Genomic DNA, 25,547 nt, shown 5'->3' with positions numbered 1-25,547 from the left:
GTCCAGAGCTTATAACGTTTCTAACCCATGCCTTGATGACGCAGCAAGGCATCAATGGACGGCTCCCGGCCCCTGAAGGCTTTGAACGACTCCATGGCCGGGCGGCTTCCGCCGGCCTCCAGTATGGCTTGTCGGTATTTTCTGCCGGTTTCCACCGTTACAGTTGTCTTGCTGACATCTTCGCCAACGGATGAAGCCGGTGCCGCCGCAGTTTCTTCAAAGGCCGCATAAGCGTCGGCAGACAGCACCTCGGCCCATTTATAGCTGTAGTAACCCGCCGCATAACCACCGGAGAAAATGTGGCTGAAGGTGTGTGCGGTACGGCTGTAGGGCGGGGCCGGAATCACGGCGACTTCCCTGCGCACTTCATGGAGCAGGTCCATCAGGTCATCCGAGGGGTTGTGCGAGGTATGCAAGAGCATGTCGAACAGTGAAAACTCGACCTGGCGCAGGGTCTGCATGCCGCTCTGGAAGTTCTTGGCGGCCAGCATTTTTTCAAACAGCGTGCGTGGCAGGGGTTCACCCGTTTCGACATGAGACGTCATGTGCTTGAGCACGTCCCACTCCCAGCAGAAGTTCTCCATGAACTGGCTGGGCAGTTCGACCGCGTCCCATTCGACACCACTGATGCCGGAGACGTCACGCTCGTTGACCTGCGTGAGCATGTGGTGCAGGCCGTGGCCGAATTCGTGAAATAGCGTGGTCACATCGTCGTGGGTCAGCAAGGCAGGCTTGCCGCCAACACCATCGGCAAAATTGCAGACCAGATGCGCGACGGGCGTCTGCAGCTTGTCGGTGTCGGGGCGCAACCAGCGTGCGCGCACATCGTCCATCCAGGCCCCCCCGCGCTTGCCGGTGCGGGCCGGCTGGTCCAGATAGAACTGACCTATCAGCTCATCGTTGCGCTCAATGCGATAAAACGCAACGCCTGGTGTCCAGACGGGCGCGGAATCCTTGCGGATGGTCACTTCAAAGAGGGTCTCGACAATCTTGAACAGGCCCGCCAGCACCTTGGGGGCGGTGAAATACTGTTTGACTTCCTGCTCGCTGAAGGCGTAGCGGGCTTCCTTGAGCTTTTCGCCGATGTAGGCGTAGTCCCATGGCTGTGGATCGGGCTGGTTCAGCGTCTCGGCCGCAAATGCGCGCAGGTCAGTGACGTCTTTTTCCGCATAGGGGCGGGCGCGCCGGGCCAGGTCACGCAGAAAGCTGATGACCTCTTCCGGGGATTTGGCCATCTTGGGCACCACCGACACTTCGCCAAAATTTCGGTAGCCCAGCAACCGGGCCTCTTCAAGGCGCAGCGCCAGAATTTCACGCATGACGGCGCTGTTGTCGAACTGGCGAAATTCGGCCGGCGCCTGGTCGCTGGCGCGGGTGGTATAGGCCTTGTAAAGGGTTTCCCGCAGCGCGCTGCTGTCGGCAAATTGCATGACGGGCAGGTAGCTCGGCATCTTCAGGCTGAGCCGGTAGCCAGGCTTGCCCTCGGCTTCTGCCTGGGTGCGCGCCGTTTGCAGCACATCCTCGGGAATGCCGGCCACTTCATCCGCCCTGGCGTAGTAAGCGAAGGCGTCTGTGGCGTCCAGCGCGTTCTCGCTGAATTTCTGGCTCAACTCGGCCTGGCGCTCCTGGATCCTGGCAAAGCGCTCCTTGGCGGCGCCGATGAGTTCAGCGCCCGACAGCACAAAGTTGCGAATGGCATTTTTGTGGGCCTGGCGCTGTTCAGCGTTCAGCGCGGCCGGATCAATGGCCTTGTATTTGGCGTAAAGGCGCTCATCAGCGCCCAGGCGTGTCCAGAATTCGGTCACGCGTGGCAGGGCAGCGTTGTAGGCGGCGCGCAGCTCGGGTGTATCGGCCACGCTGTTCAGGTGGCTGACCGCGCCCCATGCCCGGCCCAGGTTCTCGGTGGCCACATCCAGCACACGGGCGATATCGCTCCAGGAGGCCGGGAAGCCGGGCGCGGTCACCTGTTCCAGCGCGGCATCCGCCTTGACCAGCAGTTCGTCGACCGCCGGGCCCACATGCTCGGGCTGGATACGGTCAAACAGCGGGAGGTCGGAGAAGTCGAGAAGGGGGTTGGTCATGGTGTCTAACTGTGGGCGAAAACTTGAAATCTAAGGGGCTCACCAGATCCGTGCAACAGGAATGTCGCTATTGCGGCGATTGCGGCGATCGCGCCTTCCGCCCTCTGCGCGGGGCGTACCCGCACCGCTGGCGACCGGCGGGCTAGTCCTGTGAGCTTTTCTTGATGCTGCGCTGCTTGGGCTTGGCGCGTTTGACGGTACCGCCCGGCGTCAGGCGCTGGTTGCCGAGCACGCGCAGGGTTTTGACCTCGGGCCGCTGGCCGTAACGCGAGCTGTTCTTCAGCACTTTCACATCGCGCGGACCGGGCATGCGGTCTTCGTTGATTTTCTTTTCCTTGGGCGGCATGGGCCGCCACAGCACCAGCAGTTTGCCGATGTGCTGGATAGGTGCGGCATTGAGCTCGTTTGCCAGGGTTTGAAAGATTTCTTCGCGGCTGGCGCGGTCGTCGGACTGCACCCTTACCTTGATGAGCCCGTGCGCGTTGAGGGCCGCATCAGTTTCTTTCTGAACGGCAGCGGTCAGCCCGTCGGAGCCGATCATGACGACCGCGTTGAGATGATGGGCCTCGGCGCGGTGTTCTTTGCGCTGGGCGGGGGTAAGTTGAATTTGAGCCATTCGCCAATTATCGGTGGAGTCCACAGGAGGACAATAGCCGGCATGAAAGTAAATCCCAAGAACAGCCCCAAGGACAACATCAAGGACAGCCCAAAGGTGAGCGCCAAGGGCAAAAAGGTGAACAAAGCGTGGTTGCATGAGCACATCAATGATCCTTACGTCAAACTTGCCCAAAAAGAGGGTTATCGCGCCCGTGCGGCCTACAAACTCAAGGAAATTGACGAAACCCTGGGCCTGATCAGGCCGGGTGATTGCGTGGTGGACCTGGGCAGCACGCCCGGCGCCTGGAGCCAGTATGTGCGGCGCAAGCTTTCGCCCACCGGGGCTGCTGCGGGTGAACTTAACGGCCGCATCATTGGCCTGGACATGCTGCCGATGGAACCCATCGAGGGCGTGACGTTCATTCTGGGCGATTTCCGGGAGCCGGAAGTGCTGCAAAAACTGGAGCAGGCTTTGGCGACGGACAAGGGCCAGGTCAAGGTTGACCTGGTCATTTCGGACATGGCCCCGAATCTTTCGGGCATTGAGTCGGCGGATGCGGCACGCATTGCCCACCTGGTGGAGCTGGCGGTGGAGTTTGCCCAGAACCGGATGAAACCGGACGGCACGCTGGTGGTCAAACTGTTTCACGGAAGCGGCTATGACGAGCTGGTCAAGCTGTTCAGGGCCACTTTCAAGGTGGTCAAGCCCATGAAGCCCAAAGCGTCGCGTTCCAATTCTTCTGAAACCTTTTTGGTTGGCAAGGGGCTCAAAAAACGGGCTGACACAGTGTCTGAGAGTGCCTGAGCCGGCCTGAAAGCCGGCCGGAAGTGCCAAAAGTCACTTAAAACCGCTTCAAACCAAGGGACGTAAGCCGGCTTCTTGTCGTTTTTGTCCTTGAAACGCCTAAAATCGGTCGCATGTGCCATCTCATCGGCTTTGGGTTCTTTCGGCCCTTTCATCGGAGTAGTCCTTGAACAATCAGTGGTTTTCAAAAATTGCAATCTGGCTGGTGATCGCCATGGTGCTGTTCACCGTTTTCAAGCAATTTGATACACGTGGTGGCGCAGGCTCCAACTACTTGGGTTATTCCGAGTTTCTGGAGGAGGTGCGGGGCAAGCGCATCAAGACGGCAACCATTGCTGAAGGTCAGGGCGGCACCGAGATCTCCGCCACGACTACCGACGACCGCAAGGTCCGCACCACGGCAACTTACCTGGACCGCGGCCTGGTGGGTGACCTGATCGCCAATGACGTCAAGTTTGACGTCAAACCCCGCGAAGAAGGTTCCCTCCTGATGACCCTGCTGGTCAGCTGGGGCCCGATGCTGCTGCTGATTGGCGTCTGGGTGTATTTCATGCGGCAAATGCAGGGCGGGGGCAAGGGCGGCGCGTTCAGCTTCGGCAAGTCCAAGGCCCGCATGCTTGATGAGTCCACCAATCCAGTGACCTTTGCCGACGTGGCCGGCTGCGACGAAGCCAAGGAAGAGGTCAAGGAAGTTGTCGACTTCCTGAAAGATCCGCAAAAATTCCAGAAATTGGGCGGTCGTATTCCGCGCGGTTTGCTGCTGGTGGGCCCTCCGGGGACCGGTAAAACCCTGCTCGCCAAAGGTATTGCCGGCGAAGCCAAAGTACCGTTTTTCTCGATTTCCGGTTCTGATTTCGTCGAAATGTTTGTCGGCGTGGGTGCGGCCCGCGTGCGCGACATGTTCGAGAATGCCAAGAAAAACGCCCCCTGCATCATTTTCATCGACGAAATTGACGCCGTGGGTCGCCAGCGTGGCGCAGGCCTGGGTGGTGGCAATGACGAGCGCGAACAGACGCTGAATCAGATGCTGGTCGAGATGGATGGCTTTGAAACCAATGTAGGCGTGATCGTGGTGGCTGCCACCAACCGCCCCGACATTCTGGACGCTGCGCTGCTGCGCCCCGGCCGCTTTGACCGCCAGGTGTATGTGACGCTGCCCGACATTCGCGGCCGCGAGCAGATCCTGAACGTGCACATGCGCAAGGTCCCGCTTGGCCAGGACGTGAACGCCAGCGTGATTGCCCGCGGCACGCCCGGCATGTCCGGTGCCGACCTGGCCAACCTCTGCAACGAAGCCGCCCTCATGGCTGCGCGCCGCAATGCCCGCACCGTGGAGATGCAGGACTTCGAAAAAGCCAAGGACAAGATCCTCATGGGCCCCGAGCGCAAGAGCATGGTGATGCCCGAGGAAGAGCGCAGGAACACGGCCTACCATGAATCCGGCCACGCGCTGCTTGGCAAGATGCTGCCCAAGTGCGATCCGGTGCACAAGGTCACTATCATCCCGCGCGGCCGTGCGCTGGGCGTGACCATGAGCCTGCCGGCACAGGACCGCTACAGCTATGACCGCGAGTACATGCTCAGCCAGATCAGCATGCTGTTTGGCGGCCGTATTGCCGAAGAAGTCTTCATGAACCAGATGACCACTGGCGCGAGCAACGACTTTGAACGTGCCACGGCACTGGCCCGCGACATGGTGACGCGTTACGGCATGACCGAGGCTCTGGGCCCCATGGTGTATGCCGAGAACGAAGGCGAAGTGTTTTTGGGCCGTTCGGTTACCAAAACGAACAACATGAGCGAAGCAACCTTGCAAAAGGTTGATGGCGAAGTGCGCCGCATCATCGACCAGCAGTACGCCCAGGCGCGCAAGCTGATCGAAGACAACAAGGACAAGATACACGCCATGGCCAAAGCCCTGCTTGAGTGGGAAACCATTGACGGTGAGCAGCTGGACGACATTATTGCCGGCAAGGAACCGCGTCCTCCCAAGGACTGGACACCGCGCAACTCCTCCGTGGGCGGCGGTGGTGGTCCCAGCGGCGGTACACCGGCGGTGAGCACGGATCCAGCGCCCACGGTGGCCTGATCGATCAGTTGAAGACCGTCCGCAAGTCATGACAACCGGGGCCAGTCCCCGGTTTTTTCTTTGTCGCGGGCTTTGTACCACAACAGCCTCACGGCTCATTTTCAGGAAGACAGCTTCGTGATTTGGCAAACCTCACGTTTTCAAATTGATGTGTCGCAGCCGCGCGTGATGGGCATCGTCAATGTCACGCCCGATTCGTTTTCCGACGGTGGCAAGTACTTCACGCGCAGCGGCGGGTTTTCCGGGGTGTTCGCGCATTGCGAGCAGTTGATCAGCGACGGTGCCGACATGCTCGACATCGGCGGCGAATCAACCCGCCCCGGCGCGTCGCCGGTACCGCTTCAGGACGAGCTGGCGCGCGTGTTGCCGGTTATTCGCCACGCGGCCACTCTCGGCGTACCGCTCTCGGTAGATACCTACAAACCCGAGGTCATGCAGGCTGTGCTGGATTTGGGCGCCGACATCATCAACGACATCTGGGCCCTGCGCCAGCCGGGCGCCAGGCAGGTCGTGGCCGGTCACCCGAGCTGCGGCGTCTGCCTGATGCACATGCATCGCGAGCCGCAAACCATGCAGATGGCCCCCATGGAAGGGGATGTGGTGCCTCAGGTGCTGTCGTTTCTGGAGCATGCTGCGCGCGAGCTGCAATCCGCCGGCGTTGACAGGGCCCGCATCGTGCTCGACGCGGGTGTGGGGTTCGGGAAAACCGTGGCACAGAATTTTTCGCTGCTGGCACGCCAGCGGGAGTTCCTGGCCGCTGGCTACCCGCTGCTGGCCGCGTGGTCTCGCAAATCGTCACTGGTGGCGGTGAGCAGCACTTCACCAGCCGACGCCCCGCTGGCGATTGAGGACCGCCTGGTGCCCAGCGTGGCGGCCGCCTTGCTGGCCGTAGAGCGGGGAGCCCGGGTGGTGCGCGTGCACGATGTGCGCGAAACCGTTCAGGCCCTGAAGGTATGGTCGGCTGCGAGCAGTTAAGTTGCCTGCGTTTGTTTCTGTACTTTGCCGCTGCTTGCCGAGTTTTTCCCCCGAGGGAAAGCGTTCGAAACAACGCCTGACACTTCTCCTGGGCGAATCTGGGCGAACGACCGAGCCTGCAAACCTAAAATAGGCACACACTTCCTGCACAACCAGGCTTCACAGGGACAAGAAACATGACCAGAAAATACTTCGGCACCGACGGCATTCGCGGCACGGTGGGCCAGCCGCCCATCACACCTGACTTTGTGCTGCGGCTGGCACATGCGGTGGGCCGGGTGCTCCGCCGAACGGAATCACGCCCGACCGTACTGATTGGCAAGGACACCCGGATTTCCGGCTACATGCTCGAAAGCGCGCTGGAGTCCGGTTTCAACTCCGCTGGCGTGGACGTGGTGCTTCTCGGGCCGCTGCCAACCCCCGGCGTGGCCTACCTCACGCGGGCCCAGCGTGCCAGTCTGGGGGTCGTCATCAGTGCCAGCCACAATGCCTACCCCGACAACGGCATCAAGTTTTTCAGCGCCCAGGGCACCAAGCTCAGCGACGAGTGGGAACTGGCCGTGGAGGCGACGCTGGAGGAACCGCCGGTATGGGCAGATTCGGCGACGCTGGGCAAGGCGCGCCGCCTGGACGATGCGGCGGGGCGTTACATCGAATTTTGCAAGAGCACGTTTGCCTATGACCTGACGCTCAAGGGCCTGAAGATCGTGGTGGACGGTGCCCACGGGGCGGCCTATCACATCGCACCCAAGGTCTTTCATGAACTGGGTGCCGAAGTGATCGCCATCGGCTGCGCGCCTGATGGCCTGAACATCAATCACGAGGTCGGCGCGACCCATCCTGATGCGCTGATCACGGCAGTCAGGGCCAACCAGGCCGATTACGGCATTGCACTCGATGGCGATGCCGACCGCCTGCAGATGGTGGACGCCGAAGGACGGCTTTTCAACGGCGATGAGGTGCTGTTCCTGATGGTCAGCGAACGCCTGGCGCGCGGCGAGAAAGTGCCGGGCACGGTCGGCACGCTGATGACCAACATGGCCGTGGAGCTGGCCCTGAAAAGCAGGGGAGTCGAGTTTGTGCGCGCCAAGGTTGGCGACCGCTACGTGCTGGAGGAACTCGAAAAGCGTGGCTGGCTGCTGGGCGGTGAGGGCTCGGGCCATTTGCTGGCGCTGGACAAACACACCACCGGCGATGGCCTGATCAGCGCGCTGCAGGTATTGCAGGCCTGTGTGCGCAGCGGGAAAACCATTGCCCAGTTGCTGGGCGATGTGGTGCTCTTTCCCCAGACGCTGGTCAATGTGCGGCTCAAGCCCGGGCAGGACTGGAAAGCCAGCGAAAAACTGGCGCTTGAGACCAAAGCGGTGGAAGCCGAACTGGGCGACACAGGCCGCTTGCTGATTCGTGCGAGTGGCACCGAACCGCTGCTGCGCGTGATGGTCGAAGCGCGCGACGCTCAGCAGGCCAAAGCCTGTGCCGAGCGTGTGGCTGATACGGTGCGCTCCTGACAGGCGCTTGTTCCGCGTTTACTTCTGGATGACCAGCTTCGCCAGCACCTTCTTCAGTGACTCGCGGTCGCTCTCGATCGATGCCTTGAAGGGCGTGGCATCGAGATAAGCTTCGCCCAGGTTGGCCTTGACCAGCGTCTCTTTGTAAGCCGCGTCGCTCGCCGTGCTGCGCGCGGCATTCTTCAACACCTCCACCACGTCTGGCGGCGTATTTTTGGGCACGGCAAGACCACGCCACACGCCGATGGCGAGGTCGATCTTCCTTTCCTTGAGCGTCGGCGAATCGGCAAACACGCCGCCCAGCCTTTGCTCGGACATCACGGCCAGCGTGCGCAATTTGCCGCTCTGCACGTGCGACATCACCTCGCCGGGGCTGACGGAGACGGCGTCCACGTGGCCACCCAGCAGGCTGAGAATGGCCGGCGACGCGCCCTGGAATGGCACATGGTTGAGCTGTGTGCCGGTCCGGTCCTCAAACGCGGCGGAGGCCACATGCCAGATGTCGCCGACGCCGCCGTTGCCGACCTGCATTGCGCCCGGCCGTTTTTTGGCGTCGGCAATGAATTCCTCTATCGTTTTCCAGGGAGCATCGGCCCGCACCGTGATCGCCGAGGGATCGTAGTTCAGGCGCGCGATCGGGATGAAGTCGTCGCTGGTGAGCTTCATGAGGTTCAGCGCCGGCAGGATCACCAGGTTGACGCTGACCACGGCGACCTTGTAGCCGTCGGGCTTGGCGTTGGCGACATCGCCGAAACCGATCGCGCTGGCGGCGCCGGGCTTGTTGATCACGACGATAGGTTGCGGGAAGTGCTTGCGCGCCGCGTCGGCGAAGGCGCGCGCCATCACGTCCGTGCCGCCACCGGCCGAGGCGGCGACCACCAGTTCGACCGGCCGGGTCGGGTAGTCGGCGGCCAGCACTGCAGTGGCGGCCAGCGGTAGCAGGGCAAGGGTCAAGGCGCGACCCGCGCGAGCGAGTGCGAGTGCGAGTGTCAGGGGGATGTTCATGGTGTCTCCGTTATTAAAATTTGAGGGCAGAAAAAAGGTGTAGGCCCCCTGCATGATGACCAGTCCGCCGAGAGCGGGCGCTGCGTCAGGCCAGTGTGTAGGCGGTCTTCACCGTCGTGAAAAATTCCTGCGCGTACCGGCCTTGCTCGCGCGGGCCGTAGCTGCTGCCTTTGCGTCCACCGAATGGCACGTGGTAGTCCACCCCTGCGGTGGGCAGGTTGACCATCACCATGCCGGCCTGGCTGTGCCGTTTGAAGTGGGTGGCGTGTTTCAGCGACGTGGTGGCAATGCCCGCAGACAGGCCAAATGGTGTGTCGTTGGCGGCAGCCAGGGCCGCCTCGTAATCCTTGACGCGGATGATGCTGGCGACCGGGCCGAAGATCTCTTCGCGGTTGATGCGCATGCCGGCCGTGCTTTCGCTGAACAGCGCCGGCGCCATGAAGTAGCCCTCTGCGCCGCTACCGGTGTGGCACTGCACGCGGTCTCCGCCGAACGCCAGCGTCGCGCCTTCGGAATTGCCGATCGCGATGTAGCTCAGGTCCTGCTCGAGTTGCGCCTGCGAGGACACGGGCCCGATGTCGGTGCCCGCGGTCAGCGCATCGCCCACCTTGATCCGGGCCATGCGTTCCTGCAGGGCTTTGACAAAGGCCGGGTAAATGCCGTCCGTCACGATCAGGCGGCTGGACGCCGTGCAGCGCTGGCCGGTGGAATAAAAAGCGCTCTGCGCGCTCAGCTCCACCGCCTGGGTGAGGTCTGCATCGTCCAGGATGACCTGCGGGTTCTTGCCGCCCATCTCGATCTGTACCTTCTTGAGGTTCTTCGCACAGGCCTCGGCAATGCGGCTGCCCACGCCGACCGAGCCGGTGAAGCTGATGGCGTTGATGCCCGGATGGTTGACCAGCGCGTCGCCGATCACGCGTCCCGGCCCCATCACCAGGTTGAAGACACCCGCCGGGATGCCGGAGCGCGAGATGATCTCGGCCAGGGCCCACGCGCTGCCCGGCACCAGGTCGGCCGGCTTCAGGACCACGCAGTTGCCATGGGCCAGCGCGGGCGCGATTTTCCAGGCGGGAATGGCAATCGGGAAATTCCAGGGCGTGATCAGGCCGACCACACCGACGGGCTCGCGGGTAATTTCCACGCCGATGCCGGGACGCACCGACGGAACGGTTTCACCCGACAGACGCAGGCATTCACCGGCGAAAAACTTGAAGATCTGGCCGGCGCGGGTGGCTTCGCCAATGCCTTCCGGCTTTGTTTTGCCTTCTTCGCGCGAGAGCAGGGTGCCCAGCTCCTCACGGCGCGCCAGAATCTCGGTGCCGATCCTGTCGAGTGCATCCGAGCGGGCCTGGATGCCGGAGGTGGACCAGGCGGGGAAGGCCGCTTGCGCCGCCTGTACGGCCGCATCAAGGCCTGCAGCATCGGCCTGCGCGTACTCGCCGATGACGTCGGACAGGTTGGAGGGATTGAGGTTGGCACTGGTGCTGTTGCCGGCCAGCCACTCGCCGTTGATGAAGTTGTTGTGTTGAGTCATATGGTTTATTCCGCGGTGATTTTGGCTTGGGTGATGAGGCGTTTGTAGGACACGTACTCTGCAAGATTGAAGCGCGCAAAGGTTTCGCCATACATCGGCAAAATGTCGCCGCCCAGTTCGCGAATGCGGGCCTTAACTTCAGGCAATGCCAGCACGCGTTTGAGCTCGTCAGTCAGTTGCCTGACCGTGGCGTCGGGCGTGCCGCCCGTCACGTACAGGCCGTACCAGGTCGACATGCGAACTTTGTTATTTTTTTTATGGACTCGATGCGCCTAGACGCGAACCGGTGTTGATGCCCCGTCGCCCACGACGGTGACCCAGGGACGCACGTGCCAGCGCACGACCAGCCCATGCGTGACATAAGGGTCGGCCGCCGCGAAGGCTTGCGCCGCATCGGGCGAGTCACCCTGGAAAAGCAGGGCGGCGCCTTTGACCGGACCGTCGAGTACACCGCCCAGAACCAGTTCGTCACGCGCATGGGCTTGCCAGGCCAGCGTCAAATGCTCGGCGCGCAATGAGGTGCGGCGTTCCATGTAGTCAGGGGCGTAGTCGTAGAACAATAGGTAGCGCATAAATCGTCTTCAGGTGTTTGGGGTGATTCGGTAAAAGCGCAGCGCGTTGTCGCACATCACGGCCCGCTGCTGCGCGGGCGCGAGGCCATCGAGCATGCGCAGCACACCGCTGACCAGTTCCGGGTAGCCGATGCGCAAACCCGCCACCGGGAAATTGCTGGCAAACATGCAGCGCTGCCAGCCGAAGATGGCGAGCGTGTCGCGCACGATGCGGGCGTTGTCCTGCCAGTCCCAAGCGCTGTCGCGCAGCCCGAATTCGGACAACTTCACATGCACGTTGGGTTGACGCGCCAGCACTTCCATCCAGCCACGCCAGCGCTTGAGTCCTTCCTCGCTGCGGTCCCAGGCAAAGCCGTGGTGGTTCAGCACGATGGGTACATCCGGGAACATCTGTGCCACCTGCGCCGCCTCGGGCAAATGCCAAGCGGGTACCCGCAGGTCCCAGCTCAGACCGTGTTTGTGCAGCAGCGAGAAGCCGCGCAGCCAGGCTTCGTCCTGCATGGTGCCGGGCTGGCCTTGCACGCTGTCGGCGGGCGAGCGGGAAGTGACGGGCTTGCTGCGGATGCCGCGCACCAGAGGGTAGCGCAGGTGGTCAAGAAGACATTCCTCGGTGTCGGGCCGGTCAAACCAGGCGTGCGCGACCACCGCGTTGGGGAAGCCGTATTCAGCATGCACCTCGTGCAACCAGGCGGTCTCGGCTACCTGTTCGCTGCGGTCGCGCTCGGCTTCCACGTGGACGGTAGCGAGCACATTGCAGTCATTGCTGGCTGCCCGGTAGTCCGCCGGCAGGAAATTGCGGCACAAAGGCTGGTAGCCGCCCAGAAAGAATTCCTGCGGGTTGTAAGCATCCTGCAGCCACGGATAGTGGCCGCGCGACAGGTCCCACAGGTGATGATGTGCATCAACGATGGGCATGGCATCCTGCCGGGAAGTCGGCTCGTTCACGGTGCGCGCTTTATCAGAAGTGCAAGGAAGGGGGCGGAGTTCGAGGGGGCGGGTCAGCGGGCGCCTTGCACCGCGTCCACCAGTTGCGTGCCGTGCTTCTCGGCAAACAGCTGCTTGATGGGTTCGCCCACCAGTTTGCGGAATGGTTCCGGATTGATGTTTTCCTCGATCTGCATGCCCTGGGATTTCAGGTAGGCGATGTCACCGGCCTCGCTCTTGCGGTTCAACTCGCGCTGAAAGGTGCCGGCCTCGCGTGCGGCGTCGAGCAACACCTTCTGCTGCGCGGGCGTCAGGCTGTCAAAGCGGGCCTTGTTGATGATCACCGGCATGGCGGTATAGGCATGCCGGGTCAGCGACATGTACTTCTGCGCTTCATAAAGCTTGGCTGCCCTGACGATGATCACGGGGTTTTCCTGCCCGTCCACCGTCTTGCTTTCCAGTGCCGGGAAAACCTCTGAAAAGGGCATGGGCGTCGGGCTGGCCCCCAGAATCTGGAACGCCTTGATGTGTGCCGGATTGGGTGTCGTGCGCACCTTCAGGCCCTTGATGTCCTCGGGGCTCTTGATCGCGCGGCGCGAATTGGTCAGGCTGCGAAAACCCACTTCCCAGTACGCCAGGCCCTTCATGCCGTGCGCGTCGAGTTCATCCAGCAGTCCACGGCCGATGGCCCCATCCAGCACTTTGTAGGCGTGCTCGGCATTGGCAAAAATGTAGGGCAGGTCCAGCACGTTCATGCGCCCGACGATGCCGGTGTAGTACGGCGTGCCCGAGGTCGCCATGTCAATGGTGCCGCCCCGTACCCCGGCGATCGAGCTGGTGTCATTGCCCAGCGCACTGTTGGGATAGACCTGCACTTCCACCTGGCCGTTGCTCCGCTCCTTGACCTTGCGCGCGAACTCCAGCGCCGCCGCGTGCTGCGAGTCGGCTTCGGTGCCCGAATGGCTGAAGCGCAGTTTGACTGCCTGTGCCTGCGCCAGTTGCGGCAGGGCCAGCGTCACGGCCAGCAGGCTGCCAGCGAGGGTGGTGGTGATGGCGCGCAGCGCGGTCCGGCGAATCTTCATGCTTTGTCTCCTGTTGTATTTATGAAGCTGGGGCTCGAACTATCAGTGTTGCCACACGTAGGAAGAATCAGGCTCGCGCAAGGTCTTGATCTCCTGCTCGAACTCGAAACTGTCGAGGTTGAGGCGGCGCACCGTCTCGTCCTGAAACGAGATGTAGACCGCGCGCTCCACAGGGTGAAACGACAGCGCCAGCGGATTGCTGGGCAGGGCAAAGCAACGCTGCTCTTGCAGATCGGTGCCGAAGATGGACAGCGACTGCTCGCCCGAATTGGTGGTGAGCAGCAGGTCCTGGCCCTGCGCGCCGCGGAAGCGGTAGACCCGGTTCGGATCACGTCGTGTCTTGCCCGACGCGACCACTTTCATGCTGGCCGTGTCGACGGCGACGATGGTGTCGTCACCCCGGTTGGCCACATACAGCAGCGACTCATCCGCAGACAGCACATTGCCCTCGGGCACCGGGCCCGGCACCATGGCCACCGGCGTGAAGGTCGGGTCATTCGGCTTGATTTTGGTGACCGTGTTCGACAGCAGGTTGAGCGCATACGCAGTTTGCGCGTCCTTCGTCAAGGCGAACAAGTGGGTCTTGTAGCCACCGGAGGGCACGGCGAGGTCGGGCACATGGCGGTTGACCGGGTCGGAGAAGCGCAGCAGCGTGTTGTGTGCCTCCGACATCACGTACAAGCGGCCTTCGGCATCTACCGTCAGGCCGTGCGGGCGGTAAAAGGGCCAGATATTCAGCGTTGCCACATGCGCTTGCTTGTCAAGATCGATCACGAAGACCGAGTGCCCGCCCACGTCGCCCAGGTGGCTGGCGGTCTCGATGCCGTAGTGACCCACATAGGCGCGCCGGCGTACCGGGTCTACCGTGAACTCGTGCGGAAAGTTGGGCAGCACAATGTGTTTTTCAGCCTGGCCGGTGGCAAGGTCGTAGAAGCTGAAGGTGTGGGCGCATTTCTGCACCAGGAGCAAGGTTTCGTGGGATGACATGGCAAACTTTCGTGAGGTTCGTTGATTGGCTATTTATTGCTTATTTGCTGTGGGCCAACTCGGATGAGGCGAGTCTGCGGGAGAAATAGCTTCCACTCTGCTTCGTAGCCAGCAGGCGGAACGGCCTGGAGTCCACTGACTCCAGCACGTTCACACCCTGGCGCCTGAGGTCGGCCAGAATGGTTTTTTCGTTCTTTGCATTCAGCTCCCGCTGGAAATTGCGACCGGCCACGGCCGCTTCCATCAGCGCTTTCTGTTGTACCGCAGTCAGCGACTCGAAGCGGCCCGCGTTGATCGCCACCATCAGGGCCGTGTAGGCATGCCGCGTCATCGTGACGTACTTTTGCACTTCATAGAGCCTGGAGCTGTAGGTGATGGGCAGCGGATGGTCCTGCGCATCGAGCTTGCCGGCCCGGATGGCCTCGTAGAGCTCACCCAGCGGCATGGCCACGGTCTGTGCTCCCAGGGCCTTGAAAAACTCGTGCTGCTCAGGATTGCCCACCACACGCAGCCGGAGCCCCTTCAGGTCATCGGGCGTTTTCACAAACCCCTTGTTGCTGGTGATGATGCGAAAGCCTACTTCCCAGAAGGCCAGACCCTTGATGCCTTTGGCCAGCGGCTCATTGAGCAGTGACTGGCCATAGAACTTCGAGTCCAGCTCCTGGTAGGCCCGCTGTGGCGTGTCGAACGAATAGGGCAGATCGATCTCGACCAGCCGCGGCGCAAGGGCGACGAAGTTGGGGCTGCCGGCCATCACCATGTCCAGTGCGCCCTTTTGTGTGTCGGCAATTGCCTTGGCATCGTTGCCTAGCTGGCTTTCGGGGAAAACGTCAATGCGCAGCGCGCCCTGCGTCTTTTCCTTCACGACTTCGGCCATTCTGAGCGCCGCCAGGTGCTGGCTGGAACTCAGCGAGCCTGCGTGACTGAGGCGCAGGACGGTCTGGGCAGACACCGTGAGGCTGCAAAACCCCAGCAGTGAGCATAGCGCGAGGTGATGGACGGTGCGCATGATGATTCCTGGTATGAAGGGGTGGAAGGGATGGAGCGGATGGGAGGGGTTGGAAGCACCCACCGGGTGTTCAGCGGAACCAGGCCGCCGGCCCCGTGATGAGTTGCGGGAACAACACGAACAGAAACAGCAAAACCGTTTGCGCCAGCAGGAAAGGCCAGACGCCCTTGATGACTTTGTCCAGGTTGACCCTTGCGACACCTGCCACCACATTGAGTACCGTTCCTACGGGGGGTGTCAGCAAACCAATCGCGTTGTTGATGATGAACATCACACCGAAATAGACCGGGTCAATACCCGCTTGCCTGACTACCGGCATCAAAATGGGCGTCAGGATCAAGACGGTGGGCATGAAGTCCAGCGCGGTGCCCACCACAATGACCAGCAGCATCATCACCAGCATGAGCAGCTTGGGGCTGTCCATGAACGGCTGCAGCAACGCAACGGCCTGTGCTGGAATGTCGGCGATGGTGATGAGCCAGGCAGAGACCAGTGCGGTAGCCACCAAAAACATGATGGTGCTGGAGGTCTTGGCGGCGGCCAGCATCAGTTCGGGCAGCTCTGCCAGTTTGAGTTCGCCATAGACAAACAGGCCAACCCCGAGGGAATACACCACCGCAACCACGGCCGCTTCGGTTGGCGTGAACACACCAAATTTCATGCCGCCGATGATCACGATGGGCAATGCCAGCGCCCAGGTGCCACTTACGATGGCGCTAGCCACTTTGGCCAGGCTAAAGGCGCCGCCATTGATCAGCGGCTCCTTCTTGGCGCAAAACCACCACGTGATCCCGAGCGCCACGCCCATCATCACACCCGGAACAATGCCGGCCATGAACAGCTTGGTAATGGATACCTGCGCGGCCACTCCAAAGACCACAAAGCCAATCGAGGGCGGAATGATGGGCGCGATGATGCCGCCCGAGGCAATGAGGCCAGCAGCACGCGGCACGTTGTAGCCCGCCTTGCGCATCATGGGTATCAGTAGCGCTGCCAAGGCAGCTGTATCGGCCACCGCCGAGCCGGAAATACTGGCCATGACGACCGCCGCAATGATGGCGGTGTAACCCAGCCCACCGCGAACATGGCCCACCAGGGCGTTGGCCACGTCGACAATGCGCCGCGACAGGCCGCCGGCATTCATCAGTTCACCGGCAAGCATGAAGAACGGAACAGCCATCAACGGGTAGTTATTGGCACCTTCGAGCAGGTTTTGCGCCAGGATTTGTGTGTCAAAACTGTTCAAGTGCACCATCAGGGCGACGCCGCACACCAGCAGGGAGAACGCAATGGGAACGCCCAGGGTCATGGCTCCCATCAGGGAGGTTAAAAAAATCACAATGGTCATGATGGTCTTTCGCGCTTATTCGCCGCCGTCGCCGCTATGGGAAACGAGCTCTTCTCTTGGCATTCGCCCCGTGGCTTGCCGCCACAGCGACCAGGTCATGACCAGCGCCATACCGGCGCTGCTGATGAGCAGGCTCATGTAGATCAGGCCCAGAGGGACATCGGTCACAGGGGCCCGGTTATCCATGCCAAGCACTACCTGTTTCCAGGTGCCGTGGGCCAGCAGGGCACAGCACGTAAATGTCAGGCTGTCGGCCAAAAAGCGGCAGATGCGCTGCCCTCTTTCGCCCAAGCGGTCTATCAGGCTTGTCATGCCCAGATGARCGTTGTCCTTCATCACCACCAGCGCACCTATCAGGGTAAGCCACATGAAGACAAAGCGCGAGACCTCTTCAGAAAATACGATGCCGGAATTAAACCCATAGCGCAGAACCACGTTGCCGAAAATCAGGACGACCATCGTTCCAAGCAGGACGATGAGCAACCAGTCCACGGCGCGGGTGAACATTTTGACTGCCATAAAGCGTTACCGAGTGGCTGCTTACTTGACGGCTTCGACTGCGACAAGCAGCTCGGGCCCGTTTTTGGCGGTGTAGGTTTTCCGTACTTCTTCGCCCACCACGGCTTTGAAGGGGGTCGGGTCAAAGGTCTCGATCACGTTCATGCCGTTCTTGCGCAGATCGGCAATGATTCCTGCCTCGTTTTTCTGGTTCATGGTGCGTTGGAAAACTTTTGCATCGGCGGCCGATGACAACAACACCTTTTGCAGTTCCGGGTTGAGTGCGTCAAACTTTGTTTTGCTGAACACAACCGGCATTGCGGTAAAGGCGTGCCTGGTCATGGTGAGATGCTTTTGCACTTCGTAAAATTTGGCCGCGTAGGTGATGTCAACCGGGTGTTCCTGTGCATCCACCGCACCCGATTCGAGCGCCTGGTACAACTCGCCCAAAGGCATGGGAACCGGGTTGGTGCCAAGCAGCTTCCAGGCTTGCAGGTGAATCGGGTTGGGCATGGTTCGAATCTTCAAACCCTTGACATCGGCCGGTGTCTTGACGGGCCGATTTTTTGTCGTGATGGAGCGAAAGCCCACCTCCCAAAATGCCAGTTGCTTCAGACCGTTGCCTTCGAGCTCTTTCATCAGGCCCTGACCGATTGCACCGTCTACCGTGGCATAGGCATGCGCCGGGCTACGGAACAAAAAGGGAATGTCCAGCACTTCAAAATGCGAGGCCATGCCTGAGAAATTGCCGCTGCCTGCCATCATCATGTCGATGGTGCCGCCGCGCACCGCGCCCAAAACGGTCGAGTCATTACCCAGTTGGCTACCGGGGTAGACCTGAACCTCCAATTGCCCCTTGCTGCGCTCTTTGACGAGTTTGGCAAACTCCAGCGCGGCCAGATGCTGCGACGCGGTTTCCGGCCCGGCATGGGCAAAGCGGATTTTGGTGGTTTGCGCGTTGGCGCCCAGGGCTGAGGCAAGCACAGCGACAGAAAGAGCGAGTTTGAGAAAGGAACGGGTTTTCATGGTTTGTCTCCAGATTCAGAATTTTTAAGGGCCGGCCAAGAAACTATTTGCCCCAGCGCAAGACCATGGGGTCCAGCCTCTGGGCGGTTTCGATCAGGCCTTTGCGGACTTCGGGATGCATCGCGGGAAAGGGGTGGCGCGGGGCTTCGCAGGAAATGACGCCACCGGCCTTCATCAGCGCCTTGGCCGTCAGAATGCCGCCCTGGCGGTTTTCGTAATTGATCAGCGGCAGCCAGCGCGTGTACTCGGCCACGGCTTCTTCGCGCCGTCCCGCCGCATAGGCGTCCACGATGCGGCGTATGCCGTCGGGGTAGCCGCCGCCGGTCATGGCGCCTGTGGCGCCGGCGTCCAGGTCGGGCAGCAGGGTGATGGCTTCTTCGCCGTCCCACGGGCCTTCGATGGCGTCGCCGCCCAGGCGAATGAGCTCGCGCAGTTTGGAGGCGGCACCGGCTGTTTCAATCTTGAAGTACGACACCTGCTTGATCTCTTTGGCCATGCGCGCCAGGAACGCTGGAGACAGCGGCGTGCCGCTCATGGGGGCATCCTGGATCATGATCGGGATGTTGATGGCGTCTGACAGCGCTGCGTAGAACTCGTAAATCTTCTCCTCACTCGCCCGCAGGGTGGCACCGTGGTAGGGCGGCATGACCATCACCATGGCGGCGCCGGCATCCTGTGCGCGGCGGCTGCGTTCGGCGCATACCCGCGTGCCAAAGTGCGTGGTGGTCACAACCACCGGCACCCGGCCCGCGACGTGCTTGAGAATGGTTTGCGTGAGCGTTTCGCGCTCGTCATCCGACAGCAAAAACTGCTCGGAAAAATTCGCCAGAATGCACAGGCCGTTCGAGCCCGCGTCAATCATGAAGTCGATGCAGCGCTTCTGGCTTTCGAGGTCCAGCTCGCCCGCATCGTTGAAGGTGGTGGGCACCACCGGAAATACGCCCTTGAACCTGGCTGCCATGGTGCTCACTCGATGATGTTGAAGTCTTTGAGGAACTCGGTCTTGAGCGTCAGGCCCAGGCCGGGCTTGTTGTCGTCGAGTTGCAGGAAGCCGTTTTCCGCCACCGGCTCGCCGTCAAAGATGTAATAAAACAGTTCGTTGCCCACTTCGACGTCAAACATCGGAAAGTACTCGCTCATGGGCGAGGCCAGCGTGCTCATGGTCAGGTGGTAGTTGTGCATCTGGCCGGCGTGCGGAATCACCGGCACGCTGTAGGCCTCACACAGCGCATTGATCTTGTGGGCAGCCGTGATGCCGCCGACACGGTTGGTGTCGTACTGCACCACCGACACCGCTTTTTTGTCGAGCAGCTGCTTGAAGCCGTAGAGGGAAAACTCATGCTCGCCACCCGAAATCGGGATGCTGGTGAGCTGGTTCAGTTCGGCGTAGCCGTCAATGTCGTCGGCGATCACCGGTTCCTCGACCCAGCGCGGCTGGAATTTCTCCAGCTTGGGCAGCATGCGCTTGGCGTACTCCAGGTTCCAGCCCATGTAGCATTCGAGCATCAGGTCGTTGTCGTAGCCGATCACTTCACGGATCGCTTCGACTGCCTTCAGGTTTTCCGCCACACCCTTGGTGCCGTGGGCAGGGCCGTAACCGAAGCGCGACTTGAACATGGTGAAACCCTGGTCCAGGTATTTCTGCGCTTCGTCCTGCATGGCTTTGAGGTCGGTGCGATAGAGCTTGGAGTAGTAGCAGGGGATTTTTTCCTTGGTCCGGCCGCCCAGCAGCTTGAACACCGGCTTGTTCACCGACTTGCCCAGGATGTCCCAGATAGCCAGGTCGATTGCCGAGATGGCGGCCATGGTCACGCCCTTGCGGCCCCAGGCGTGCGTGGCACGGTACATGCGCTGCCACAGGTACTCGTAGTCCCAAGGGTCCTGGCCCAGCACCAGCGGTGTGAGGTACTGGTCAATGATGGCTTTGGCGATGGCGGGCGCCAGTGCCACGTTGCCCAGGCCGATGATGCCGTCGTCGGTTTCGATTTCAACCACCGTCCAGGAATGGAAGCGGAAGGTGCTCATGGTCTCCTTGTTGGAGTAGAGCAGGTCCATGGCGTTGGAACAGAAATTACCCTGGGGCGGAACGGTTTTGCCTTTCCACTCAAACACACGTGCGCGAACTGATTTGATTTTCATGCTGGTTTCCTGTGAGGTGAATCTTTCGAGCCCTCTCCCGGGGGGGGGGAGGGTTGGGGAGGGGTGAGCCGGATTACTTCCCTTGGGGAGGCGCCGTCAGTCGTCCTCCCATGCGCTGCGCGATCTGAAAAGCGTTGAGCATGGCATTCACATCGGCCACGCCCTGGCCCGCAATGTCGTAAGCCGTGCCGTGGGCCGGCGTGGTGATGGGCACCGGCAAGCCGCCTTGCACCGTCACGCCCTTGCTGAAGCCCATGAGCTTGATGGCGATCTGCCCCTGGTCGTGGTACATGGTGACGATGGCCTGGTACTGACCATCGCGCGCCTTGAGAAAGATGGTGTCTGCAGGGAAGGGGCCATCGACCGGAAAGCCGCTGGCGCGCAACTCGCGCACGGCCGGCTCGATGATGTCGATCTCTTCGCGTCCGCACATACCGCCATCCCCGCCATGCGGGTTGAAGGCCGCGATCGCCACTGTGGGGCTGGCGGTGCCGCTGGCCTGCAGTGACCGGTAAATCAGGCGGGCGGCATCCACGATGCGCTCTTTGCTGAGCATGGACGCCGCGTCTTTCAGCGGAATGTGCGAGGACACGCGCGAGGTCCACAAGTCGCCGAGGGTGTTGAATTCGCAGAAGTAGCCGGTCACGCCCAGGTATTCGGCAAAGTGGTGCAGTTCGTCCTCGTGCTTCAGGCCGCCCAGCTTCATCGCCTGCTTGTTCAGCGGGGCAAAGCAAATGGCGTCGACCTCGCCGCGCTTGGCGCCGTCCATGCACAGGTTGAGCACCCGCAGCACCGCGGCGCCGCACGCGGCCTGCGCCTGGCTGCGCTGTACCTGCTCCGGACGAATGGTGTCGACGGCGAGGAAGGCCGGCAGGCGCTGGTCGGGGCGCTTGCGCACCTCGGCGAGGCTGGCAACGGCTTGCGTGGCCACGGGCTGCCCGGCAATGGCCTGGCCGTCCTGCCAGACCCAGGGGTCGCCGATCAGCACGATATTGGCGTTGGCGGTGATGCCGGGCTGGCTCAGCAACCGCGCAATCAGCTCGGGGCCGATGCCTGCAGCATCGCCCAGTGTCAGGGCAATGACCGGTGTGGTTGCCGGTGTGGTGTGTTGGCTCATGAGGTCAATCCAGTCTGATGTTCTTTTTGGCGATCAGGTCGCCGTATCGTTTGTTTTCAGCCGTGTGAAACTGTGCGAACTGCGCCTGCGTCATGGGCGTCAGGTCCGCGCCGATGGCGCCCAGGCGGGTCTGCGTCTCAGGCATGGCCAGTACCTTGGTAACTTCGGTGTAAACGCGCTCCTGCACGGCTTTGGGTGTGGAGGCCGGCATGTAGATGCCGTACCAGGCGCTCATTTCCACGCCCTTGAGACCGGCTTCGGCCATGGTGGGCACATCGGGAAGCTGCGGGTTGCGGCGGGAAGCCGCCACGGCCAGGGCCCGGATGCGGCCATTCTTGATCTGCCCGATCACCGAGGGCATGGTGTCAAAGCTCAGCTGCACTTGGCCACCGACCAGGTCGACCAGCGCCGGGCCGCTGCCGCGGTAAGGAATGTGCGTGATGAAGACGCCCGCCTGGTCCTTGAACAGCTCGGCCGCGATGTGCTGCGTGCTGCCGGCGCCGCTGGTGGCGTAATTGAGCTTGCCGGGCTGGCTCTTGGCCAGCTTGACGAGCGACTGGACCGAATCCGCAGGCAGGGCGTTGTTGACCACCAGTACATTGGGCACCGCGCCGACAAACACCACCGACACCAGGTCCTTGTTGTTGTCGTAGCCGAGCTTGAGCAGGTGGGGCGCAATCGCGTGAGCGGTGGAAACACCCATCACCATGGTGTGGCCGTCAGTGGCCTTGGCGGTGACGTCGGCGGCCAGTGTGTTGGACACACCCGGGCGGTTTTCCACCACCACGGGTTGCTTGAGCAGCGGGCCCAACCGGTCCGCCACAGCACGGGCCATGGCGTCGGTTCCGCCACCGGGGGCCGAGCCCACCAGAATGCGGACGGGCTTGGTCGGCCACTCCTGGGCAAAAGCCTGGGTTTGGCCGCTCAGCGCGCAGGCGGCCAGCACAACGGCGGGAAATATTCTCGATAGTTGCGAGGGTTTCATCATCAGATGTCTCCAGATTTTTGTTATGAACGAATGCGCTGATGGTAGAGACCCAGACAGTTAACGTAAATTGAAAATTGATGATTATTTGATAATTTGTAGTTATCATTTAAAAATACCCATCGAGGCCCTCAAGGCGCTCAAGGTCACCATCTTTTTTTTGCACTGCTTTCATGTCCCATCCTGCACCCATTCCCCAGCTTCTTAACCGCCTGCGCATGCGCCAGGTGGCCCTCATCCTGGCGGTGGGCGAGCACGGCACCCTGCGCAAGGCTTCGGCTGAGCTGGGCATGACGCAGCCAGCGGCCACCAAAATGATCCAGGAGCTGGAGTCGGCTCTGGGTCAGCGCCTGTTTGAACGGGTCGGGCGCGGGCAGAAGCTCACCGCAGCGGGCACCAGCGTACTGGGCTACTTTCGCGGCATGCGGGGCTCGATGGAATCGATGACGCGCGAACTGGCAGAGTTGCAGCTGGGCTCTTCGGGGCGGCTCTCAATCGGTACCATCATGGCGCCGTCACCCACCTTGCTGACGAACGCCATCATTGCGCTCAAGAAGGCCTACCCACTGTTGTCGGTCGGCATCACCATGGACACCAGCGACCGACTGCTGGAGTTGTTGCGCGAAGGCGCGCTGGACGTGGCGATTGGCCGTATGCGTGATGAACACTGGCAGGACTACAGTTTTGCGTCGCTGGATAACGAAGCGCTGTCGGTGGTGGTGGGGGCGCACCACCCGCTGGGCCACAAAAAATCGGTGAAGTTCGCCAGCCTGCTGAACTACCCCTGGATATTGCAGCCTACCGGCAGCCCGATGCGTGAGGTGCTGGACCAGGAGTTTCGCATGCTGCAGATGCCGGCGCCCCGAAGCCTGATTGAAACCGCTTCCATCCTGACCACGACCGACCTGATCGACAAGACGGACATGATTGCCGTCATGCCGCGGTCGATTGCCGACACCTATGCCCAACACGGCCTGCTCAAGGTCCTGCCTTGCGAGATCCGGCACAAGATGGAGTCGTTCGGCTCCATCACCCGCAAGGACAGGCCACTCAGCGAGGCGGCGCGGTTTTTCCTCGGGGCGCTGCACCAGCGGGCGCCGTCTGGCCTTGCCGATGGGGTGTAGTTACCTGAAATTCAATCCGTCCCCGACCGCCACACCCGCGCCAGCGCAGCGAGCTTGCCGCGCACGCTGAGGCGGTCATTCGACAGTGCGTCGATAAAGTCGGACAGCTGTTTTGACTTGACCATGGTGTACAGCGTCAGCGTGGTGGTGGCGACAAACACCACGCCAAACCAGATGGCCTTGCGCCACAGCGGTGCGTCCGCCTCGGCCAGCAGGTTCATGCCCAGAAAGCCGGTCGTGATGGTGCCTATCAAACCGAACAGCGTGACCACGGTCAGCCGCACTACCGTGCTGGCCTGTCGACGCAGGCTGTCGGCGTCCAGGTAGGTGTTCATGTCGGCAATGCGCTCTTTGACCTCGTTGTAGAGCGGGTCAAGCCCCAGGTGGGTGGTGCACAGGTGTGACAGTGCGCGTACCTGGGCTTGCTCTGAAATCTCGTGAAACCAGTAGCGGTGAGTGAAGCGCAGAAAGCGCTCAAAACTGGCGCGAATGGCGCGCTTGAAGTCCTTGACGCTGGGCGTGTTATGGATGTCCAGCCGCTTGAGTGCTTCGACCAGCTGGTCGGAAAACATCAGCAAGGCGGCTTTTTGAAAGTGCGCAATCAGGAACAGCAGGAAGTGCTGGTGCCGAAACTGCGCCAGCACGCCGCGGTCGCCGCAGCAAAAGAAGGCTGAGTGTGCGTCGCCCACCACAATCAGGGCGTGGCCGTTGCACAGGTAGCGCGTGTTGGGTGCCGCGCCGGTATCGCCCCAGAAGCGGTCGTAGCAGTAGCGCTGTTCAAAATCAGCCAGGTGTTGTGCGGCGTAAGGCAGATTTCCGTCGGTCGCGCCCGCGCCAGTGACCAGCCCAAGCCGGATGAAGTCGGTGCGCGTGAGGCGGCGCGGGTCGTCGAGCGACAGGTAAGCCATCACCGGCATCCGGTGGTACTCAATCTGGCGGTAGCGCAGGGCACCGGGCGTCTCCGAATGGTCGCTCACCAAGGGCTGCATCAGATAGGCCCAGTGGGCGGCGATGCGCGGCGCCCGGTGCTGGGCGACATGCGACAGGAATGTTTCGCGTTGCTGCGCGTCGGAACTGGCGAGCACGGTGCCGTCGGCGGCCAGCCACTCCACGCTGGCCATGCAGTGCTGCGCAGCACCGTCGGCATCCCAGCCAGCGGGGTAGGCGCGGCCAAAGCGGTAAAGCAGCTCCTGGGCCTGCGCCAGGCTCAGGTCGTTGGCGCAAATCTCAAGGTTGAGCAGCACCACGTCGATATCAAAGAAAAAATGGAGGTTGCAATGCTCCACGGCGAGCGTGACGGGCGCATCACCGGGCTGCGCAACCACGCGTACCGCGGCAATGTCGCGGCGCCGGAAGACCCGCATGGGCGAATCGCCATCGCTGCCGGGCGCTTTGCTGCCCTGGTTTCGCGAGCGGCCTTCGCCGTACAGAAAACGCTGCACATAGGGCAAAAAGCTCACAAATTCGCTGTAGTGGCGCTCATGAAAACCTTCCCGATCGCCGGTGTACTCGTCAAATTCTTCGCGCCAGGGTGTGGCATCTCCGAGCTCCCGAAGAACCTCCCAGGGGCCGTGGTGCAGGCGCTTTGCGTCTGCCGCCGCTATAAGACGCAAGGGCCAAAGCAGTGATTGGCGAAACTGCTTCACGGCTGGTGTGCTGGAAGCGGCGGTTGTGTCCCCGAGAGTGGGGCTGGTGATGGGTGAAATCAGCATCGCTTCAGTGTAAGCGTGCAGGTCTGCCGGAGCATCCGGTATGCCCCCTATAAAACCGGTTTTATGTGCCGCAGCCCGTCGCATCGAAACCCGGCCGGCCGCCGCCCGGCCACTGGATCATGGCCGCGGTGGCGATTTGGTGGTCCACCCTGGCTTGCCCCTGCGAACACCACCCTTAGCGTGAATGGCACTTACTTTGGCAGGTTGGCCTTCGGCGACGTGCGTAAGTGCTTGAAAGCAAAGGGAGATGGCTGACCAAAGGGTCGATAGGATGGTTGTTTACGAAGCACCCAAACCATCTTCCCAAAGGCCAGCCACCATGGATCGTAATGCCCAAAGCGTCTTGCATCAACGTTGCAGCAGCATTGGACGCCGGGCGAGATCGACCCAGGCGGTGGAATTCTTCAACGTTCTGACGAGTCCGGAGTTG

General features: G+C 61.6%; 23 protein-coding genes. 5 read left to right on the top strand and 18 right to left on the bottom strand.

Annotated features, from left to right (window positions below):
• Positions 1-20: 20 nt before the first annotated feature.
• On the bottom strand, positions 21-2,081 hold the full coding sequence (locus AC1DUR_RS16675) for a M3 family metallopeptidase (RefSeq protein WP_477717251.1): 2,061 nt from the start codon (positions 2,079-2,081) through the stop codon (positions 21-23).
• Between the two features lie 142 nt (positions 2,082-2,223).
• Positions 2,224-2,697, bottom strand: coding sequence for a YhbY family RNA-binding protein (locus AC1DUR_RS16670; protein WP_477717250.1), 474 nt, complete (start codon positions 2,695-2,697; stop codon positions 2,224-2,226).
• A 42-nt stretch (positions 2,698-2,739) separates the two neighbouring features.
• Here AC1DUR_RS16670 and AC1DUR_RS16665 point away from each other — a divergent pair, with 42 nt between their 5' ends.
• The 4 genes from AC1DUR_RS16665 to glmM all read left to right on the top strand — a co-directional run bounded on the left by AC1DUR_RS16665 (position 2,740) and on the right by glmM (position 8,055).
• A complete protein-coding gene (locus AC1DUR_RS16665; protein WP_477717249.1) occupies positions 2,740-3,483 on the top strand; it encodes an RlmE family RNA methyltransferase in 744 nt (247 codons plus the stop codon).
• Positions 3,484-3,649: 166 nt separating this feature from the next.
• A complete protein-coding gene (gene ftsH, locus AC1DUR_RS16660) occupies positions 3,650-5,572 on the top strand; it encodes an ATP-dependent zinc metalloprotease FtsH (RefSeq protein WP_477717248.1) in 1,923 nt (640 codons plus the stop codon).
• 117 nt (positions 5,573-5,689) lie between these two features.
• On the top strand, positions 5,690-6,547 hold the full coding sequence (folP, locus tag AC1DUR_RS16655; RefSeq protein ID WP_477717247.1) for a dihydropteroate synthase: 858 nt from the start codon (positions 5,690-5,692) through the stop codon (positions 6,545-6,547).
• Positions 6,548-6,723: 176 nt separating this feature from the next.
• Positions 6,724-8,055: a phosphoglucosamine mutase gene (gene glmM / locus AC1DUR_RS16650; RefSeq protein ID WP_477717246.1), complete on the top strand. Its 1,332-nt coding sequence runs from the start codon at positions 6,724-6,726 to the stop codon at positions 8,053-8,055.
• An 18-nt stretch (positions 8,056-8,073) separates the two neighbouring features.
• Here the strand turns inward: glmM and AC1DUR_RS16645 are convergent, their stop codons facing one another.
• From AC1DUR_RS16645 to AC1DUR_RS16575, 15 genes are all read right to left on the bottom strand, one after another.
• Positions 8,074-9,060: a tripartite tricarboxylate transporter substrate binding protein gene (locus AC1DUR_RS16645; RefSeq protein WP_477717245.1), complete on the bottom strand. Its 987-nt coding sequence runs from the start codon at positions 9,058-9,060 to the stop codon at positions 8,074-8,076.
• Between the two features lie 85 nt (positions 9,061-9,145).
• Entirely contained in the window at positions 9,146-10,594 is a 1,449-nt protein-coding gene (locus tag AC1DUR_RS16640; protein WP_477717244.1) for an aldehyde dehydrogenase family protein, read from the bottom strand.
• 5 nt (positions 10,595-10,599) lie between these two features.
• A complete protein-coding gene (locus AC1DUR_RS16635) occupies positions 10,600-10,830 on the bottom strand; it encodes a hypothetical protein (RefSeq protein WP_477717243.1) in 231 nt (76 codons plus the stop codon).
• A 36-nt stretch (positions 10,831-10,866) separates the two neighbouring features.
• On the bottom strand, positions 10,867-11,166 hold the full coding sequence (locus AC1DUR_RS16630) for a YciI-like protein (RefSeq protein ID WP_477717242.1): 300 nt from the start codon (positions 11,164-11,166) through the stop codon (positions 10,867-10,869).
• 9 nt (positions 11,167-11,175) lie between these two features.
• On the bottom strand, positions 11,176-12,081 hold the full coding sequence (locus tag AC1DUR_RS16625; protein ID WP_477717520.1) for an amidohydrolase family protein: 906 nt from the start codon (positions 12,079-12,081) through the stop codon (positions 11,176-11,178).
• 83 nt (positions 12,082-12,164) lie between these two features.
• The gene (locus tag AC1DUR_RS16620) at positions 12,165-13,172 is read right to left on the bottom strand and encodes a TRAP transporter substrate-binding protein (protein WP_477717241.1); all 1,008 of its coding nucleotides are present in this window, start codon (positions 13,170-13,172) and stop codon (positions 12,165-12,167) included.
• A 42-nt stretch (positions 13,173-13,214) separates the two neighbouring features.
• Complete coding sequence (locus AC1DUR_RS16615; protein WP_477721761.1) at positions 13,215-14,159, bottom strand: YncE family protein; 945 nt, start codon at positions 14,157-14,159, stop codon at positions 13,215-13,217.
• 40 nt (positions 14,160-14,199) lie between these two features.
• Positions 14,200-15,168: a DctP family TRAP transporter solute-binding subunit gene (locus AC1DUR_RS16610; protein WP_477717239.1), complete on the bottom strand. Its 969-nt coding sequence runs from the start codon at positions 15,166-15,168 to the stop codon at positions 14,200-14,202.
• Between the two features lie 70 nt (positions 15,169-15,238).
• Positions 15,239-16,516, bottom strand: coding sequence for a TRAP transporter large permease subunit (locus AC1DUR_RS16605; RefSeq protein WP_477717238.1), 1,278 nt, complete (start codon positions 16,514-16,516; stop codon positions 15,239-15,241).
• A 15-nt stretch (positions 16,517-16,531) separates the two neighbouring features.
• Positions 16,532-17,035: a TRAP transporter small permease gene (locus AC1DUR_RS16600; RefSeq protein WP_477721760.1), complete on the bottom strand. Its 504-nt coding sequence runs from the start codon at positions 17,033-17,035 to the stop codon at positions 16,532-16,534.
• A 21-nt stretch (positions 17,036-17,056) separates the two neighbouring features.
• Positions 17,057-18,040 carry a TRAP transporter substrate-binding protein gene (locus tag AC1DUR_RS16595; protein ID WP_477717236.1) on the bottom strand — a complete coding sequence of 328 codons (984 nt, stop codon included), beginning with the start codon at positions 18,038-18,040 and terminating at the stop codon, positions 17,057-17,059.
• A 43-nt stretch (positions 18,041-18,083) separates the two neighbouring features.
• Positions 18,084-19,001 (bottom strand): dihydrodipicolinate synthase family protein, encoded by a 918-nt coding sequence (locus tag AC1DUR_RS16590; protein WP_477717235.1) that lies wholly within the window; start codon positions 18,999-19,001, stop codon positions 18,084-18,086.
• A gap of 5 nt (positions 19,002-19,006) precedes the next feature.
• Positions 19,007-20,179 (bottom strand): L-rhamnonate dehydratase, encoded by a 1,173-nt coding sequence (locus AC1DUR_RS16585; RefSeq protein ID WP_477717234.1) that lies wholly within the window; start codon positions 20,177-20,179, stop codon positions 19,007-19,009.
• 73 nt (positions 20,180-20,252) lie between these two features.
• Entirely contained in the window at positions 20,253-21,296 is a 1,044-nt protein-coding gene (locus AC1DUR_RS16580; protein WP_477717233.1) for a 4-hydroxythreonine-4-phosphate dehydrogenase PdxA, read from the bottom strand.
• A gap of 4 nt (positions 21,297-21,300) precedes the next feature.
• Positions 21,301-22,284, bottom strand: a complete 984-nt coding sequence (locus AC1DUR_RS16575) for a Bug family tripartite tricarboxylate transporter substrate binding protein (protein WP_477717232.1) — start codon at positions 22,282-22,284, stop codon at positions 21,301-21,303.
• Positions 22,285-22,454: 170 nt separating this feature from the next.
• Here AC1DUR_RS16575 and AC1DUR_RS16570 point away from each other — a divergent pair, with 170 nt between their 5' ends.
• Positions 22,455-23,405: a LysR family transcriptional regulator gene (locus AC1DUR_RS16570; RefSeq protein ID WP_477717231.1), complete on the top strand. Its 951-nt coding sequence runs from the start codon at positions 22,455-22,457 to the stop codon at positions 23,403-23,405.
• Between the two features lie 11 nt (positions 23,406-23,416).
• Here AC1DUR_RS16570 and AC1DUR_RS16565 read toward each other — a convergent pair whose 3' ends face one another.
• Positions 23,417-25,117: a hypothetical protein gene (locus tag AC1DUR_RS16565; protein WP_477717230.1), complete on the bottom strand. Its 1,701-nt coding sequence runs from the start codon at positions 25,115-25,117 to the stop codon at positions 23,417-23,419.
• Between the last annotated feature and the right edge of the window lie 430 nt (positions 25,118-25,547).

The sequence above is a fragment of the Polaromonas sp. P4_F4 genome (assembly GCF_056401355.1).
This window is presented reverse-complemented; position numbering and strand designations above follow the sequence as displayed.